Origin of the sequence: Paenibacillus sp. R14(2021) (assembly GCF_019431355.1) — a bacterium.
Lineage (GTDB): Bacteria > Bacillota > Bacilli > Paenibacillales > Paenibacillaceae > Paenibacillus_Z.
In genome coordinates this window covers 76,078-93,409 of record NZ_CP080269.1, presented here as the reverse complement: position 1 = coordinate 93,409, position 17,332 = coordinate 76,078, and the positions used below count along the sequence as shown (strand labels likewise).

General features: G+C 53.3%; 16 protein-coding genes. All 16 read right to left on the bottom strand.

The window, feature by feature from the left end; genetic code table 11:
• Nucleotides 1-97: 97 nt before the first annotated feature.
• Nucleotides 98-880: an RNA polymerase sporulation sigma factor SigG gene (gene sigG, locus KXU80_RS00435; protein WP_090573745.1), complete on the bottom strand. Its 783-nt coding sequence runs from the start codon at nucleotides 878-880 to the stop codon at nucleotides 98-100.
• A gap of 121 nt (nucleotides 881-1,001) precedes the next feature.
• Nucleotides 1,002-2,288 carry a hypothetical protein gene (locus tag KXU80_RS00430; RefSeq protein ID WP_219836366.1) on the bottom strand — a complete coding sequence of 429 codons (1,287 nt, stop codon included), beginning with the start codon at nucleotides 2,286-2,288 and terminating at the stop codon, nucleotides 1,002-1,004.
• Between the two features lie 13 nt (nucleotides 2,289-2,301).
• Nucleotides 2,302-3,138, bottom strand: coding sequence for a hypothetical protein (locus KXU80_RS00425; protein WP_219836365.1), 837 nt, complete (start codon nucleotides 3,136-3,138; stop codon nucleotides 2,302-2,304).
• Nucleotides 3,135-3,824, bottom strand: a complete 690-nt coding sequence (locus KXU80_RS00420; RefSeq protein WP_219836364.1) for an ATP-binding cassette domain-containing protein — start codon at nucleotides 3,822-3,824, stop codon at nucleotides 3,135-3,137. Before KXU80_RS00420 ends, KXU80_RS00425 begins: the two co-directional genes overlap by 4 nt.
• Nucleotides 3,817-4,218 carry a GntR family transcriptional regulator gene (locus KXU80_RS00415; protein WP_219836363.1) on the bottom strand — a complete coding sequence of 134 codons (402 nt, stop codon included), beginning with the start codon at nucleotides 4,216-4,218 and terminating at the stop codon, nucleotides 3,817-3,819. Before KXU80_RS00415 ends, KXU80_RS00420 begins: the two co-directional genes overlap by 8 nt.
• A 196-nt stretch (nucleotides 4,219-4,414) precedes the next feature.
• Nucleotides 4,415-5,137 (bottom strand): RNA polymerase sporulation sigma factor SigE, encoded by a 723-nt coding sequence (gene sigE / locus KXU80_RS00410; RefSeq protein WP_162356506.1) that lies wholly within the window; start codon nucleotides 5,135-5,137, stop codon nucleotides 4,415-4,417.
• Nucleotides 5,116-6,123: a sigma-E processing peptidase SpoIIGA gene (spoIIGA, locus tag KXU80_RS00405; RefSeq protein ID WP_258171187.1), complete on the bottom strand. Its 1,008-nt coding sequence runs from the start codon at nucleotides 6,121-6,123 to the stop codon at nucleotides 5,116-5,118. Before spoIIGA ends, sigE begins: the two co-directional genes overlap by 22 nt.
• Before the next feature lie 236 nt (nucleotides 6,124-6,359).
• Nucleotides 6,360-7,493, bottom strand: coding sequence for a cell division protein FtsZ (gene ftsZ / locus KXU80_RS00400; protein ID WP_219836362.1), 1,134 nt, complete (start codon nucleotides 7,491-7,493; stop codon nucleotides 6,360-6,362).
• A 17-nt stretch (nucleotides 7,494-7,510) separates the two neighbouring features.
• Entirely contained in the window at nucleotides 7,511-8,761 is a 1,251-nt protein-coding gene (gene ftsA / locus KXU80_RS00395) for a cell division protein FtsA (protein WP_219836361.1), read from the bottom strand.
• Nucleotides 8,762-8,994: 233 nt separating this feature from the next.
• Nucleotides 8,995-9,759, bottom strand: a complete 765-nt coding sequence (locus KXU80_RS00390) for a cell division protein FtsQ/DivIB (protein WP_219836360.1) — start codon at nucleotides 9,757-9,759, stop codon at nucleotides 8,995-8,997.
• Between the two features lie 92 nt (nucleotides 9,760-9,851).
• On the bottom strand, nucleotides 9,852-11,132 hold the full coding sequence (murA, locus tag KXU80_RS00385) for a UDP-N-acetylglucosamine 1-carboxyvinyltransferase (RefSeq protein WP_219836359.1): 1,281 nt from the start codon (nucleotides 11,130-11,132) through the stop codon (nucleotides 9,852-9,854).
• A gap of 15 nt (nucleotides 11,133-11,147) precedes the next feature.
• The gene (murB, locus tag KXU80_RS00380) at nucleotides 11,148-12,053 is read right to left on the bottom strand and encodes a UDP-N-acetylmuramate dehydrogenase (protein WP_219836358.1); all 906 of its coding nucleotides are present in this window, start codon (nucleotides 12,051-12,053) and stop codon (nucleotides 11,148-11,150) included.
• A 210-nt stretch (nucleotides 12,054-12,263) separates the two neighbouring features.
• On the bottom strand, nucleotides 12,264-13,391 hold the full coding sequence (gene murG / locus KXU80_RS00375; protein WP_219836357.1) for an undecaprenyldiphospho-muramoylpentapeptide beta-N-acetylglucosaminyltransferase: 1,128 nt from the start codon (nucleotides 13,389-13,391) through the stop codon (nucleotides 12,264-12,266).
• Nucleotides 13,392-13,398: 7 nt separating this feature from the next.
• The gene (spoVE, locus tag KXU80_RS00370; protein ID WP_219836356.1) at nucleotides 13,399-14,496 is read right to left on the bottom strand and encodes a stage V sporulation protein E; all 1,098 of its coding nucleotides are present in this window, start codon (nucleotides 14,494-14,496) and stop codon (nucleotides 13,399-13,401) included.
• Nucleotides 14,497-14,541: 45 nt separating this feature from the next.
• Nucleotides 14,542-15,978, bottom strand: a complete 1,437-nt coding sequence (gene murD, locus KXU80_RS00365; protein WP_219836355.1) for a UDP-N-acetylmuramoyl-L-alanine--D-glutamate ligase — start codon at nucleotides 15,976-15,978, stop codon at nucleotides 14,542-14,544.
• A gap of 390 nt (nucleotides 15,979-16,368) precedes the next feature.
• The gene (gene mraY, locus KXU80_RS00360) at nucleotides 16,369-17,325 is read right to left on the bottom strand and encodes a phospho-N-acetylmuramoyl-pentapeptide-transferase (RefSeq protein ID WP_219836354.1); all 957 of its coding nucleotides are present in this window, start codon (nucleotides 17,323-17,325) and stop codon (nucleotides 16,369-16,371) included.
• Nucleotides 17,326-17,332 lie beyond the last annotated feature (7 nt).

The window sequence follows — 17,332 nt, the reverse complement described above, 5'->3', positions numbered from 1 at the left end:
TCATCCGGGCAACCAGCAGAGTGCGGCCTGCAATACGCATAAAAAAGGCAGTCCGGAACATGTTCCGGGCCGCCGTTTGTTATCGACTCTGCTTATTTCACGTTTTGACATGCTTCTGCATCTGTTGAATGGCCGACTTCTCCAGCCTGGATACCTGCGCCTGCGAAATGCCGATTTCATCAGCAACCTCCATTTGCGTTTTCCCTTCGAAAAACCGCATGGAGAGAATCATTTTCTCGCGTTCATTCAGTTTGTGCATCGCTTCGCGGAGGGCGATTTCCTCGATCCACGAAACGTCCTTGTTCTTATCATCACTGATTTGGTCCATGACATAGATGGGGTCGCCACCGTCGTGATAAATCGGTTCAAACAATGATACCGGGTCTTGAATGGCATCCAGCGCAAAAACGACATCCTCCTTCGGAACGTTCAGCGCCTCGGAAATTTCGAAAATCGTCGGCTCCCTTGAGTTTTTGTTCGTTAAGCTGTCCCGAACCTGAAGCGCCTTATACGCGATGTCACGCAGGCTGCGCGATACGCGGATAGGGTTGTTGTCCCTGAGATAACGGCGGATTTCGCCGATGATCATGGGCACCGCATAGGTGGAAAATTTAACATTCTGACTGAGATCGAAATTGTCGATTGCTTTCATGAGGCCGATGCAGCCGACTTGGAAAAGATCGTCGACGAATTCCCCGCGGTTGTTAAACCGTTGAATCACACTAAGCACTAGCCTCAAGTTGCCATTGACTAATTTCTCTCTTGCTGCCCACTCATTTTGCGTTTGCAATGCCGTGAAGAGCTCGCGCATCTCGGCATTCGTGAGGACGGGCAGTTTCGCGGTATCCACTCCACAAATCTCGACTTTGTTTCGGGTCAACGTGATTACCTCCCAAGGAGAAACATTAATGTTCAGTATCTCCTTGGACCCCCAATTTATTCCCTGCCAAATACAAGAAACTGGAGGCTCGGATAAGCATAAATGAGAGCAAAAAACAAGCCTACGGCAGGTCGCCGCAGGCTTGTCTGGTACTATTACGGGGCGAGATAGAAGTTGTACACCTGCAGCGCGGCCATTCGTTCCTCCTGCTGCTTGGCTGTGCCGTCGACCGCCAATTTCCCCTGGTAGACCACCTTGCCGCCGGATAAATCCGCAATGAGCACCTCGTTTTTCTTACCCACGCGATTAAACACATACAGACGCCCGTCGTAAACGAAATGCAGCATGCCCGATAATAGGCTTCCCTTGAGCAAGAGAGGGATGTCAAACTGCGCAGCACTTCGCCGTTCGGGAGATCGCTGCTTTGAACATGAAGCTCGCTGCCGTTCATCGACAAGGCAATTAGCTTATCGCCGTTCACGTACAGCGCTCCATTGTCCTTCGAGCCTTTGCCCTCCCCTCCGGCAACCGGCGTAAGCTTGGCGGATGCGTAATCATACACCGCGTAGCGATTGACAATGTCCCGCTCGTTCGTGTTGCCGTCAGCGTCTTTGCTGATTCGAACGGTCGTTTCGACAATGAACGCATAATCCGACGGAGAAGCGACGTTGGCGTTCACTTCGTTGATCGTGTACTGCTCCGCTTTGCCTCCGCCCAGCGCCTTGTCCGCAGCAATCGTCTGATCGCCGGCGATTCCTTCTTTGTCCAAGTCGATCGTATACAAGTGAATTTCGGACTTCAAGCTGCCTCCGCGCATATCGCTCAGCTTCTCCTCGGACTGCTGAACCAGAAGCTTCAGTCGGTTATCCGGCGATGCTTGAACATCGTAAATATAGAACGATGAGAATTTCTGTTTCTCCGGCAGCACGGCCTCGAAATGGCGTTTCTTGCCAGAATCCACATCCAGCGTGTAGATCAGAATCGAATAATTATCGCGGCCGTCGAGGGATTTTCCCTGGCTTCTTTTAGCTAAGGCATAAGCAAGCTTATTTGTATCAGCATAGAACCCGTTGAAGCTTCCCTTGCCGCGAGCAAAGCTCTTATTCGCCTTCTTCAACCGGGCTATATCCGGGTTCATTTCTGCGTAATCCGCTTCGATTATCTGTCCGATCATGGACTTCTTTCCCTCGTAGCTCGCACCGTCAATGCCGATTTGAAGCTGATACCTGCTGAGCTTATTGAATTTAGCCTCTCCCTCGAATACGAGATCCTTCGCCTCCCTCGCATCTCCAGCAGCGCTTTGAAGCTTGTAATCCGGCAAATCCCTGGTGGCCTTACCTACGTAATAGGTACCGATGCTTGCGGCAATGAATACCGGAAGCGCAATCGAAAACCAATACCTTCTCATGTTTATGCGCCTCCTATACTGTAACCTTCTTCGTAATCAAATGCAGGCCAAGCCATATCGTGACCGCGGCAACGATTAGCCCGAGTGCCGCTTCAATAAAGAAAATCTCGTTCTGGTAGAGATTTTCCGCCATTCGAGTCAACAGGACGAGCGGCAAGATCATGAAGAGACAAGCGGTAACGATAAACAACACTGCGGCCGCGATTCCCTTCAGCCTGTAGCTGCGTTCCAAGAGCACTCCCGTGAAGATGATCAAGACGAAGATGGCGCCTGTACCGTAATTGACGACAAAGTCCGTAAAGGTCTGGGGAATCAGGATGTGCAGCAAACGATTACTGCTAATAAGTTCGAACATACCGCTTGACGCGAAGAGCGTATTCCCGCCTGCCAGCATATACAAGCCGTTCTCAAGCGGCACAAGCACAATCTGAAGCGCCACGAGTGCGAAGATAAATAATAGTATCGCTGTAAGCTTGGCGAAATAGATATTCCGCCTCGCGGTCGGCAGCGTCAGCAAGCGGTAGATGAACGTGTTCTTGCCGAGCCATTCCTTATACCAAATGAAGAACACGTAAAGGATCAGTACGCCGATGCAGACCGTTATTGACGCGTAAATGGCCAGCCCCGCCTGCTCGATGCCTTCAATAAACGATAATTTGCCATAATGCTGCACGTAAGCCGCGATCGTGCTGTTGTTCATTTGAATGCTTTCATTTACCTGACTGATATGCCGCTTCGTCACGTAAATGACACCGGCGCATTGCATCACGATCGTCACCAAGGCCATGATCATTAACATTTTCCAAAACCGCGTAATTTCCCAATGGACAAGCTTCAAATACCGATTCATCCGTTGTACACCTCTCTCATGACGTCCATAACCGACTTTCCTTCTTCCTGCCGAACCGTATCGGTATCGAATTCCCGGCGAACGATGCCGTTATCGAGCAGGACGGCCTTATCGATCAGGTGCTCAATATCATTGATCTCGTGCGTCGTGATGATCACGCCTCGCTCCTCGATCAGATGACTTGTAAAGACGGATGCGATCTGTTCCCTGCTGAACATGTCAATCCCGGAGAACGGTTCGTCCATGAGCACGTAATCCACGTCAAGCGCCAAACCTAGCAGCAAATTGAGCTTAGCCGCATTGCCTTTGGACAGTTCGCCGACTTTATCCCCGCCGTTCAGCTTGAAAAATCCAGTAAGCTCGTCAGCCCGCTTCGCATTCCAGCTGCTATAATAATCTTTCATAAATTGCTTGCAGTGGTCGACCGTCATGTTCGGCGGCATTGTAATCGCATCGGGAATAAAGGTTATTTTCTCATAGGACGGACTGCTTAGCGGATGGCCATCAATCAGAATCCCCCCGGACGCGATAGGCGTTAGACCCATGATCGCCTTCAGGACGGTTGATTTACCGACGCCGTTAATGCCAATCAAGCAGGTGATCTGCCCTTTCTCCGCTGTAAAGGACACGTTCTTCAGCACATGCTTGCGGCCGTATTTCTTGCCGATTCCTTTGACTTCAATCATGGCCGATTCCCTCCTCTGCGTTCCTAGCGTAGCTGTCCTCGATGCGCAGCTTTACGATGGCAAGCAGCTCGTCGACCGGAACTTGTATTTTATGAATCGATGCGACGAAGGCATTGACAGCATCCGCGATAAGCTCTCCTCTTATCGCTTGCAAGACTCGTTCATCTGTCGTGATTCGGCTGGGCGAATTTCCTTCCGTTACGATCAAACCTTGTTCCTCCATTTCTTTGTACGCTTTCTGAACGGTGTTGGGGTTGATTTGCAGCGTGCCCGCAAGCTCTCGGCGAGAGGGAATGACCTGCCCCTTCGCCAGCTGTCCCGTCGCGATCTGTTCCTTGAAAAGCTGAACCACCTGCATATAGACGGGGTCGCGATTATTGAATTTCACTTCCAACGGATCATCACCTCTGCCCTGGAATTCCCTTATTCTGGTGTATGTACTATGTGATTCATACACTATATGTGTACTATACCCGTAATACACTACCCTGTCAATTAGTTGTTCGCTGTTGGGTGGCCTGCCGTATGAATGACTAGCAAAAAAGCCCGCAGCCCCGCTAGGGGTTACGGACTTTTTTGCGCTCACAGGTTCAGACCATTTTGTTAAATTCCTTGCGCAGCCGTTTGATGATGCGTTTCTCTAGACGCGAGATATAGGATTGCGAGATCCCTAGGAGATCGGCTACGTCCTTCTGCGTCTTCTCTTCGCCGTCCGCCAAACCGAAGCGCAGCTCCATAATGATGCGTTCCCGCTCTGTCAGTTTATCAAGTGCCTTGTGCAGCAGTTTGCGGTCTACCTGCTCTTCGATATTACGGTAGATCGTGTCATTCTCGGTGCCGAGTACGTCGGACAGAAGCAATTCGTTGCCATCCCAGTCAATATTGAGCGGCTCGTCGAAGGACACTTCCGTGCGCGTCTTGCTGTTGCGGCGCAGGTACATCAGAATTTCGTTCTCGATACAGCGGGAGGCATAGGTCGCCAGCTTGATTTTCTTCTCCGGGTCAAAGGTATTGACGGCTTTAATCAAGCCGATGGCGCCGATGGAGACCAAATCTTCGATATGAATGCCGGTGTTCTCGAATTTGCGGGCAATGTAGACGACGAGACGGAGATTTCGTTCGATCAGCATGGCGCGTATGGCCGTATCGCCTGAAGGGAGCTTCTCCAGCAAATACTCTTCTTCTTCGCGCGTAAGCGGTGGAGGCAAAGCTTCGCTTCCGCCAATATAATAAATTTCCTCGCTCTTTAACCCGAATAAAAACAAAACGCGATAATAATATAACTGCAGGATCAATTTCCATTTGACGAGCATGCTGCTCCATCCCTTTCCGAAGAGCTGTGTATTGGATCGATCGTGGCGCTTCGATGCTGAAGAAGCGACGGATGGATAATGGCCCGGTACGTCCCGTCGGCAACGAGTTTTCCGGCATCTAATCCGATTAATACTTTCTTGGACTCAAAGACGACCCCGTCCCTGTTCACGATAACCAGATCCGGCTTGATGGCCAGCATGAACTGAGCGCCGCGGTTGACCCCACGGTAAGGCACCAGCCGCAGCCGGTCGCGCCATATAAAGGGCTCTTCGTCCGTCATGCTCGCCAAGAGCTGGTCTACCTTTGCCTCCCGAATATGATGAATCCATGCAGCCGGCAGTGCATCCTGCCATACCGCAGCCTCCATCACCATGACGGGCGTTCGCGTGAGCGGCTCGTATAGCTGGTTCCCCGTGTCGATCAGTCCTGTGCAGCTATACTCCCGATCGTCGATTCGCACCTTCACCTCCGCGAGATGCGTTGTAACCAAATCGCGCTCACGGCGCTGCATAATCACTGAACGGTAAATGTAATAACCGACCACAAGCAGCCCGAATACAAAAATCATCGAAGTGCTCAGCATGAAGACAGGTTTGCCGTTTACGTCGTAGACGACGGTCTGCCACAGCTGGTTCGCACTGTTCATAAACAAATAATGAAAACCAAGCACGGCTCCGGCGGCAGCGAAATTCACGCCGTAAAACGCACCTGTCAGACGCGCAAAATGCTGTATGCTTCCAAATCCGAAGGCAATGAACAGCATGACAACGGACAACAAAATCTTGATGACGATCGTAAACAGAAACGACAAAGGAGGGAAAATAATCATAACAGCATACATCGCTCCCGCAGCAGCAGCGAGCAGTATCCGCCACCACTTGGCGCGTACACTTCGAACCCATGCGGTCAGCAGCAAATTAGAACCATCGATCAGCAGGTTTACGAGAAAATAGACATCGATATAAACCGCATTCAGCGCCTTCACCTTCCTGCCGAAGCTCCTTGCCGCCGCGTGTCTCTTACAAGCTTTAGCGAGGATCAGCGGCTTGTGTCTAGTATAGTTAAATCCTATTACAATGTCTGTCTAAACATGCCGTCAGGAGCGATCTTTTTTTGTCGATGAGCCTTCGGGTGCCAGCTTGGAAGGCTGCGTTTTCCATGCCAAAAGCTAGCAAAAAAGCCGCCTTCCGTAGATACGGAAAGCGGCTAAAGTCCTCATTATTAGCGATCGTTGTTGCGACGGTTGCGAAGAAATGCCGGAATATCGAGCTGGTCACTGTTTACCGGAGTACCAAAAGGTTTTGGCCCATTGCTACCGGTATTCGATTGACGCGGCGCTTCCTGACTTGCAGCCGTTTCGGCAGGTTGTCCCGTGCTTGGGCGACGCAGAGGAGCAGCTCCGCGATGCTCAAAGCCCGTTGCGATGACGGTAACTTTGATTTCTTCCTTCAGGTTCTCGTCGATGCTGGCACCGAAAATCATATTCACATCCGGATCGGATGCGGAAATGACGATCTCCGCCGCTTCGTTAACTTCATAGAGCGATAGGTTAGCACCGCCCGTAATATTCATGATAATGCCGCGCGCGCCGTCGATGGACGTTTCCAGAAGCGGGCTCTGGATCGCTTTGCGTGCTGCGTCCGCAGCACGGTTCTCTCCTGTCGCTGCGCCGATTCCCATCAGTGCGGAACCACGTTCCGTCATGATGGTCTTAACATCGGCGAAGTCAAGGTTGATCAAGCCTGGAACCGCGATCAGATCGGAAATCCCTTGTACCGCCTGCTTCAGCACGTTATCCGCTTCGCGGAACGCTTCGAGCATCGGTGTTTTCTTGTCGACGATTTCGAGAAGGCGATCATTCGGAATGACGATCAGCGTATCTACTTTCTCTTTCAAGGCTTCAATGCCAAGCTCGGCTTGTCCGGAGCGCTTCCGCCCTTCAAATGTGAAGGGACGCGTTACGACGCCGACCGTGAGCGCGCCGCATTCACGCGCGATTTCAGCAATGACAGGAGCTGCGCCCGTGCCCGTTCCGCCGCCCATTCCCGCCGTAACGAACACCATGTCGGCGCCCTTCAGCGTGTTCATGACTGTTTCCCGGGATTCTTCGGCGGCTTTCTTCCCTACCTCCGGATTTGCACCGGCTCCGAGACCACGGGTCAGCTTATCGCCGATTTGCAGCTTTTGTTCGGATTTGGCCATATGCAGCGCCTGAGCGTCCGTATTAACCGTAATAAATTCAACGCCTCTTACGCCGTTCTCAATCATTCGGTTAACGGCATTGCTGCCGCCGCCTCCTACACCGATGACCTTGATTTGCGCCAGCAGCTCATTTTCGAAATCAAATTCCAACATGCTGTTGTATCCCCCGATCAAATAAATTCACTAAACATATTTTTCAAACGCTCGAATAGGCCAGGCTTCGAGGGTGTGTTCGGTGCTGCTGCATTTGCTTTGCGGCCGGCGCTTTTTTTCGGTGCGGAAACCGAGCGGCCTCTCATGTACTTGGATACGTACTGAATCATGCCTACGCCGCTGGTAAAAGCAGGGTCGCGAACGCCGATATAATCGGGCACCGCGATGCGGACGCTAGCTTCCAGTTCGTGCTGGGCAAGCGGCAGCGTGCCCGCCATGGTAACGGTCCCACCTGTAAGCACATAACCGTTGACCTTTTCCCCGTAGCCCAAACGTTTAACTTCTTGACGAATCAAGTGAAAAATTTCCTGCATCCGCGGTTCGATAATATTGGCCAAGTCAACCTGGGAGAATTCCTTCTCCACGTTGCTGCCCATCCGCATTACTTTGAATTTCTGATCCTCGGCTGCATCATCTACAAGCGCGCAACCGAATTTTTGCTTGATTTTCTCCGCTTGCTCCGTCTGGGTCCGAAGACCGTAGGAAATGTCGCTGGTCACGTATTCACCGCCGACAGGCAGCGTTGAAGTTGCGACGATGCTCCCTTGCTCAAAAATTGCAATCGTACTGGAGCCAGCTCCGATATCGGCAAGCACCGTACCCATCATTTTTTCATCTTTAGTTAGCGCCATTTGACCGGAAGCCAGCGACATCAAAATGATGCCGGAAATCCGCAAATTGGCTTTTTCTACGCACCGGACTAAATTATGTATCGCTGTTTTGGCTCCGGTTATAACGGTTGCTTCCACTTCAAGACGCACGCCAATCATCCCGCGAGGGTCGGATATGCCTTCAAGACCATCTACCAAGTATTGCTTCGGCACCAGATTAATGATTTCGCGTTCGGGCGGCAATGCGACGACCTTAGCCGCTTGCAGGACACGCTCGATATCTTCTTCACCGATTTCGCGGTCTTCGTTCGAAATGGCGACGACGCCGTGATTCGTTTGCAAGCCGATATGGTTGCCTTGAATACCGACATAGACATCGCTTATTTGAATGCCAACCATTCGCTCGGCATGATCCACCGCATTGCGAATGGATGCTACGGTTTGGTCGATATCAACGATAGCCCCTTTACGTATACCTTCTGAGTCGGCAGATCCAACTCCAATAATATTAATGACGCCGTTATTTACTTCGCCAATAATAGCACGAACCTTGGATGTACCGATGTCCAAACTGACGATGATGTCATTGCTGCTCAACCTCTGGCACCTCCGTTTCAACATTAATAAGGTACAATTAAATGCCGTGTCTGTGCATGCATCTCTTCTTATTCAACGCAATACTCATTTTCCCTCTTTTTTCTACAATTTTTTCAACAGTTAAATTTATGCTGATGGCGCATGATCTTCCATGTCCGATTGTAGTCGCTTACGAAAAAAGGCAAAGAAGGTCCAATTTAGCTACATAACTAAAATTGTATCATTCTTTGCTGCTATTGAGTAGTCTCTTTTTGCACAGTGGTGGTATTTACTTCCGTTTCTGGAAAGAAAGGCGCATATTTATCCGCAAGGAGCATCGTAATGATGCCGGGCGGCTGAATTTCAATCACAGCATTCATCGTTGGTATTTTCTCAGACAGCAGCGAGACCGCTGTAATGACTTCAAAACGCGTCCTCGTGTAGATTTTGATCCGATCCGGATAAGAGGGCGACGGCTCCGGCTTAATCTCCGAGAAGTCGGAGAGCGACGGCTCCGGAATCGCGGCTAATGCTTTGCAAAGAGAGGCCAAGACAGGATCATCCGTCTTCCAGCCCGACAAAATCGGCTTGTCCACAACGGGATCTGTGCCGGCTGGAACGTTGGTTCCGTTCGCCAAAACCGCCGTCAATTCGCCATTGTTCGACAGCGCATAGGCAACCGTTTCGAATTCCTTCACCTTAATCGTTACGCTGCCCGGGAAAGACTTGGTTACCGTGACCTTCTCTACCGGCTTCAAGGTACGGATGCGGGCTTCGATCGTGCGCGAGGAAACTCGGAAGAACGAGTCGCCGGCGGCAACCCCTGCCGTTTTGCGAATGCTCCCAGCCTGAAGGTAATTTTGGCCTTCTACCGTTACGGTGGCTACTTTGCTGATGGAAGAATTGAAGAACAGCACGCCCAATATAACGATAAACAGCAATAAGAGCACCACGAGGAGCTTCTTGCCGCCCCTGCGCCGTTTGACTGGTTCCCGCAGTACGGGCATCTTCTCTTGCATGGCTTGTCCCCTCTTTGTATAAACGCAAACGGCATCCCGCCACTTTGCAGGCTGGAGCCGTTCACGCGTTCTCTATCGTGTCAACATACAGTCTAAGGCACGATTATATTATTGGGAATAGGTGAATAGCGGGTAATTCGCGCGCCTAGCTGCCCCAGCATCGTTTCGATTTCGTCGTAACCGCGATCGATATGATGCACTTGCTCCACGACGGTTTTGCCTTGCGCGGCAAGTCCTGCGATAACCAGCGCTGCGCCTGCGCGTAAATCCGTAGCTTCTACCGTTGCGCCGTAAAGCCTGGAAACGCCTCGAATGATTGCAGAGCTCAAGTCTACGCGTATATCGGCTCCCATACGGGTCAGCTCATCGACATGCTTGAACCTGCCTTCAAAAATCGTTTCCTTCATGATGCTGACGCCGTCGGCAAGCGCGAGCAGCACCATCAGCTGCGACTGCAGATCGGTTGGGAAAGCCGGATATGGGGAGGTGACGATCCGGTCAATCGATTTGGGCCTCGTTGCCGTGCCCACCTTGATTATATCACCGTCCACCGCGATTTGAACACCTGTGCGCCTAAGCACATGGATGAGCGAAGTCAGATGCGCCGGGCAAGTATTGAGCAGCGTCACCTGACCGCGCGTAGCGGCTGCTGCAACCATGACGGTTCCGGTCACAATGCGGTCCGGGATCACTTGATATCGGCATGGTGCCAGCTTCTCGACTCCTTCCACGGTAATCGTGTCCGTGCCAGCGCCGATGATCTTCGCACCCATGCAGTTCAGGAATTGCTGCAAATCTTGTATTTCCGGCTCTCTTGCCGCGTTGCTGATCGTCGTCAGCCCTTTGGCAAGCACTGCGGCCATCATAATATTCTCCGTTGCTCCGACACTTGGAAAATCCAAATGGATTTCCGCGCCTGTCAGCTCATCCGCATAACAGACAATCCGGCTTCCCTCTTCTACGACCAGCGCACCAAGCGCTTGCAAGCCGCTCAGATGCAAATCGATTTTCCGTTCTCCGATCGCGCAGCCGCCAGGCTGATAAATCGTTACTTCGCCAAATCTCGCCAGCAGCGGCCCCATTAAAAAAATGGAGGAACGCATTTGGCGCATAAGCGCTTCAGGAATGTGGGAGGATTGCAGGGTTGACGTATCGAGCTGGACGGTTTGATTCTCATGCTCCGCCCGGCAGCCAAGCTCACGCAAAATGTTCAGCATGACGTCGATATCGAGCAGTTTGGGCACATGATCGATCGTCACTTTTCCCTCTACCAGCATACTTGCAGCCAAAATCGGCAAAGCGGCATTTTTCGCGCCTTGGATAACAATGGTTCCTGAGAGAGGTTTCCCGCCTTCAATCACCAATTTGTCCAATTTATCACCTCCGATTTACCGCTCACCCACAACCAATACCTCGGCTACCAACCGAATGCCGTATTTTTCTTCAATCGTGTTTTGTATGGTTGCCATCAGGGTGAGGACATCTTCAGCTGTTGCTTGCCCGGTGTTGACAATGAAATTGGCGTGCTGCGTGGAGACTTCTGCGCCCCCCTGGCGCATTCCCTTCAATCCTGCTTCTTGAATCAGCCTCGCGGCAAAATCATTCGGCGGATTGCGGAACACGCTCCCTGCAGACGGGAGTTTAAGCGGCTGGGTGTCGAGTCTCCGTTGTTTAAGCGCGGCCATAGACGCCGCGATCGCTTTCCGGTCTCCCTCTTCCAGCTCGAATACTGCGCCCGTCACGATGCCCGGCCTTTCTTGGAGGCAGGAATGACGATAGGAAAACGACATCTCCTCTGCCCCGAAGCGAACCAATTCCCCTGTTTCCAGCACAATGTCAGCTGATTTGAATACATGTGACACATCAGAGCCGTTGGCGCCTGCGTTCATGTAGACGGCTCCGCCTACCGAGCCCGGAATCCCCCCCGCGAACTCCAGTCCCGTCAATCCTTCCTTGCCGGCCAGAACCGACAATTTAATGAAGGAATATGCGGCCCCTGCATGAACGAACTTGCCATCGAATCGCGCATAATCGAATCCTTCGCCCGGTTGAATGACGACGCCCCGGATTCCTTTGTCGCTGACGAGCATGTTGGAGCCGCGGCCTAGATTGGTCCACCGCAGTCCGTGCCGATGAAGCAACTGGACGACTGCCACCAGCTGTTCTTGCGTATTCGGTATGATAAGCACATCCGCCGGCCCGCCGATTTTCCACGTCGTATACGCTGCCAACGGTTCGTTATACTTGACGCTGCCCGCGTCGATTGCATGTAAATCCGCCAAAAACTGCTCCATCTGTCGTACCTCCTTCTGCTGCAAGCGATTGAAATCCTCCTGGCGTTCGTTCCTTCTTCCGGGCGGCCCATTCCTGATGCGGCGGCGGCTATCGCCGATTCGCTGCATGCTTCCAGGTCTTGAGCCCGCCGGGTGACGGTCACGATTATGCTGTATACTATGCCTTCCCGTACAGGAGTGTGACAATCGCCTATTTGACAGGCATCCCGCTTACATGGCGATAATTCGCCTCAGCTCGCTTACGATCATCGCTGCGGAGTTCGGCATGCCGAGCGAGAGTGCCGCCGTTCCCATTTGGGATTGAATGTCAGATTGATTCATAATCCGCGTGATGCGTTCAAAGAGAAGTGCGCCGTTCAAGTCGCGCTCTGCGATCATTTCCGCCGCGCCGGCATCCGCTAGTGTTCTCGCATTCGCTTCCTGATGGTTATTCGTCACGTTCGGCGAAGGAATCAGGATGGACGGAATGCCGAGCGCGGTAATTTCCGCCAGCGACGAGGCCCCGGATCGACCGACGACCAAGCTGGACGCAGCGAGCACCTCCGGCATATGGTGTAAGTAAGGCAGCACCTGCAGGGTGGCAGGCATTTGCTGCGTGGCAGGCATTTGCTGCGGTAAAATCTCTCGAATCCGGCTAGTTGTCTGTTCATAGTAGCTTTCGCCGGTTACAAACACAAAATGGACGTCTGGCAGCCGCCCGATCAGCGGTGCCATGTCCACCATCACGTCGTTTATTGCTTTCGCGCCGCGGCTGCCCCCGACCAGCAGCACAATCCGGCTGCCAGAGGGGATACCGAGGTGCGCGAAGCCTTGATCTTTATCGGCACGCACGACGTTCGTCGCGCAAGGATTTCCGGTGTACACCGCGCTGCGGGACTTACGGAACTGCGGCAGCGCTTCTTCAAAGCTGACCGCGACGCTGTCCGCGTAGCGGGAGAGAAATTGATTGGTTAGGCCAGCGACGGCATTCTGCTCATGGATGAGCGTGGGAATGCCGAGTTTAGCGGCCGCGTAGAGCACCGGACCGCATACATAGCCGCCCGTTCCAACGACCACATCCGGGCGAAAATCGCGCAGCAATTGTTTGGAGCGGCTTACGCCCTTCAAAAAACGCATGACGGTTCTAACATTATCATAAGAGAGCTTCCGTTTGAAGCCCGTGATTTCGACCGCTTCGAAAGAAATGCCCTGTGCGGGCACGATACGGCTTTCCAGCCCCTTGGGAGAGCCGATGTATAGAATGGACGAGCCCGGCTCTTCTTCCATCACCTGCTTGCCGATCGCAAGCGCGGGATAGATATGGCCGCCGGTGCCGCCGCCGGACAAAACAATGCGCAAAATGAAGTCACCTCGAATAACGGGATATATTAAGCAAAATACCAAGTGAAGTGAGCAGCAGCGTCAGCGATGAACCGCCGTAGCTGACGAGCGGAAGCGTAATTCCCGTTACGGGGAGCATCCCGATCACGACGCCGATATTAATGAATACTTGTACGGCGATGATGCCGATGACGCCGACGGCAAGCAGGCTGCCGAAAGAATCCGGTGCTGCAATAGCCGTACGCATGCCTCGCCACATCAGAATGGCGAATAATAGAATAATGGCGGCGCCGCCGATAAAACCGAGTTCCTCTGAAAGAATAGAAAATATAAAATCTGTTTGCGGCTCCGGCAGGTAATTGAATTTCTGCCGGCTCATGCCGAGCCCCAACCCGACAAGACCCCCCGGTCCGATTGCATACAGGGATTGAATCGATTGGTAGCCCGCGCCGAGAGGATCTGCCCAAGGATCCAAGAAAGCCGTTATCCGCTGCAGCCTATAAGGCGCCGCAAGGATAAGACCGACGAGCCCGGCGACACCGACAAGCGCCAGCGAGCCCAGATGTTTGAGCCGCGCGCCGGCCGTGTAGATCACCAGCAGCGAGGCGCCGATCATGACTGCACCGGTGCCGAGATCCGGCTGAAGCATAATAAGTCCGAACGCCAGCCCGAGGATACCGAGCGGCGGCAGCAGGCCTTTCGTAAACTGCGTGACCATCTGCTGCTTCTCGGACAGCATTTTGGCCAAGAAAATGACCATTGCAAGCTTCATGAACTCCGACGGCTGGATGCCGAAGGAACTGATGCCGAGCCAGCTCCGCGCGCCGCCGCGCACGACGCCGATGCCTGGAATCAAGACGATCAGCAGCATCCCGAAGCAGACGAATAGCCCGAGCTTCGCGTATTTCTTCCAAATCCAATAATCCGCGTTCATCGTGGCGATCATCGCGCCGATTCCAAGCGCAGCAAAGAGCATCTGTCGTTTAACATAATAGAATTTGTCTCCAAACTCGTGAAACGCCAGAACGGCGCTTGCGCTGTACACCATAATTAGACCGATCGCTAGTATGAGCGCGATGGAAATGATCATCCACATATCCGGGGCGGACCTGGCTTTGGCCATTATACGAACACCTCTTGCAAGCTTAAGTAGGGACAAGCCCCCTACTTACAAGTTATGCGCCGATTGCTTAAAAATGCGCCCCCGCTGCTCATAGGATTTAAACATATCCCAGCTTGCGCATGCCGGCGACAACAGTACGGTGTCTCCCGGCTCCGCGATGGAGGCTGCAGCGCGCACAGCTTGCTGCAGCGTGCTTTCGGCGTCCTCTTCAGGTTCGACGATTTTGATGACCGCTAAACCTGCCGATTCAGCGACGGCGGCAATCTTGCCACGCGTTTCGCCAATTGCGACGACTGCCTTCACTTGATCGCGGAAATGCGGAACCAGCTCCATATAGTCCGAGCCGCGGTCGAGTCCCCCGGCGATCAGAACGATGCGCGGCGGGAATGAACGAACCGCGATGATGGTAGCCGTTGGGTTCGTCGCTTTGGAATCGTTATAATACGCCACGCCATCGCGTTCGCGTACGTATTCGAGCCGGTGCTCGAAGCCGCGGAATTCCCGCAGCGGTTCTGTCAGCGAGCCGGCGGAAGCGCCTGCCGCGAGACAGGCCGCGATCGCAGCCAGCGCGTTCGACGCATTGTGGCGGCCCGGAATGCCGAGCTCCGCGACGCCGATGATGATGCGTTCGCCGCCTTCCTTATCGCGCCAAACGATGTTGCGTTCGACGTCTCCGATAGGCTCGCTTAGCTCCGCCGGATAAGCTGGAGTAACGCATATGCCGTAAGTCAGCTCTTCCGTCACTGCAAACGGGATGATGCTCGCCTGCAGCTTGCCCGAATTCATCAGGTCCCGGCAAACAGGATCGTCGGCATTCAGCACGGCGATGTCGTCCTTCGTCTGGTTGGCGAACAGCTTCGCCTTGGACGCGATATAATCCTCCATGCCGCCATGGTAATCCAGATGCGTCTCCACGATGTTGAGCAGCAGTGCGATCCGCGGGCGGAAACCGGTCGTGCCTTTCAGCTGGAAGCTGCTGAGCTCCGCGACGATCCAATTGTCCGCTTCTGCTATCTGTGCTGCTTCGCAGAGCGGCGTTCCGATATTGCCCGCGACCATCGGCTTCAGACCGGCCGCCTCCAGCATTTCGCCGATCCAGGAAGTCGTTGTCGTCTTGCCGTTCGAGCCCGTAATGCCGATGATCGGCGCAGGCGACAGCAAGTAGGCGACTTCCACTTCCGTGACGATCTCGATGCCTTGCTCTAAGGCCTGCACGACTGGCGGCGATGTGTACGGGATACCCGGATTTTTGACAACCAGCGCCGTGTCCGGTCCAATCAGGTCATCCGGATGACCGCCGCAAATAACAGAAATGCCCAAAGCGTCCAGTTCGTCCGCTTCGGGGCTCATTTTACGATCTTTCATATCGTTAACGGTGACCACCGCGCCGAGCTTATGGAACAGCTTCGCGACGCTGACCCCGCTTCTGGCCAAACCCAATACGACAACCTGCTGATCCTTGTAAAAGGATGGGTGTTTCATGATTCTCCTCCTTGTTGTAGGGCGGGACATCCCCCTAAGTCCCCCTTGGAAAGGGGGATTCCAAGGGCTCCGCCCTCTGGACACCCGAATTGGGGGATAACGTTGGTGCTGCTGAGGCGCTCCTGCTGGGTGCGGCGGAAGGCTCGATGTCCCTGGCGGGACAGACTTTACCATTGGCGCTCCCGGGTTACCTGGCTGACTGCGCCTGGAAGAACGTTGGCGCTGCTGAGACGCTTGATGAGCTCGTGGTGACGAATAGCCCGCTTTCGTCCCTTGCGGGACACGCTCCCATTTCGGCTCGCTAGTTAGTGCTCGGCAGCTGCGCTGCCTTGTCCCTGCGGGACTTTGTAAGGGCTCGGCAGCTGTGCTGCCTTGTCCCTGCGGGACTTTTTAATGGCCTAACAGGATGCCTGCGGCTGCGAAGATGATGCCGACGAGCCAGAACATGGTGACGACTTTCCATTCGGACCAGCCGGATAATTCAAAATGATGGTGAATCGGGCTCATTTTGAAAATACGTTTGCCTCTCATTTTGAACGAACCGACTTGCAGAATCACGGACAGCATTTCCAGAACGAAGACGCCGCCGATGATGACGAGCAAGATTTCATTTTTGGTCAGAACCGCGACGGCCGCCATACCGCCGCCGATACCGAGCGAACCCGAATCACCCATGAACACTTTGGCCGGATGCGCATTGAAGACCAAGAAGCCGAGCAAGGCGCCGACCATCGTTGCCGAGAAGATTGCCGATTCATGCTCGCTGGCATGCAGGGCTAGAATCGTAAATGCCGTGAACGCGACAGCGCCTGTCCCGCCCAGCAAGCCGTCTACGCCGTCCGTGAAGTTGACGGCGTTAGACGTAGCGAACATCATAATAATAACGAATGGATAGTAGAACCAGCCGAATTCGAATGAAACGGACGTACCGGGAATGCCAATAACCGTGCTGTGATGCATCTGATAGAGCAGCACGCAAATTATAACCGAGAAGAGCAGCTGGCCAAACAGCTTTTGGAATGCCGTTAAGCCTAGCGAACGTTTCAATGCGATCTTGATATAGTCGTCCAGGAAGCCTACCAGACCGAAGCCAAGACAGGCGACGAGAAGCACCCAGAACTCCTGCGTTTTTTCGGAAAACTTCAAGAACGCAAGCAGTACCGCAAGAAGTATAATGATGCCGCCCATCGTTGGGGTGCCTGTTTTTTTCAAGTGGCTTTGCGGGCCGTCAGTACGGATCTGCTGACCGAATTTGAGCCGGCGCAGCAGCGGAATGAACAAAGGTCCGAATAATACCGCAAGCATGAAGGAAGCGCCGATTGACAGAAGTATGACCTTAACGTCCATGTTTCAC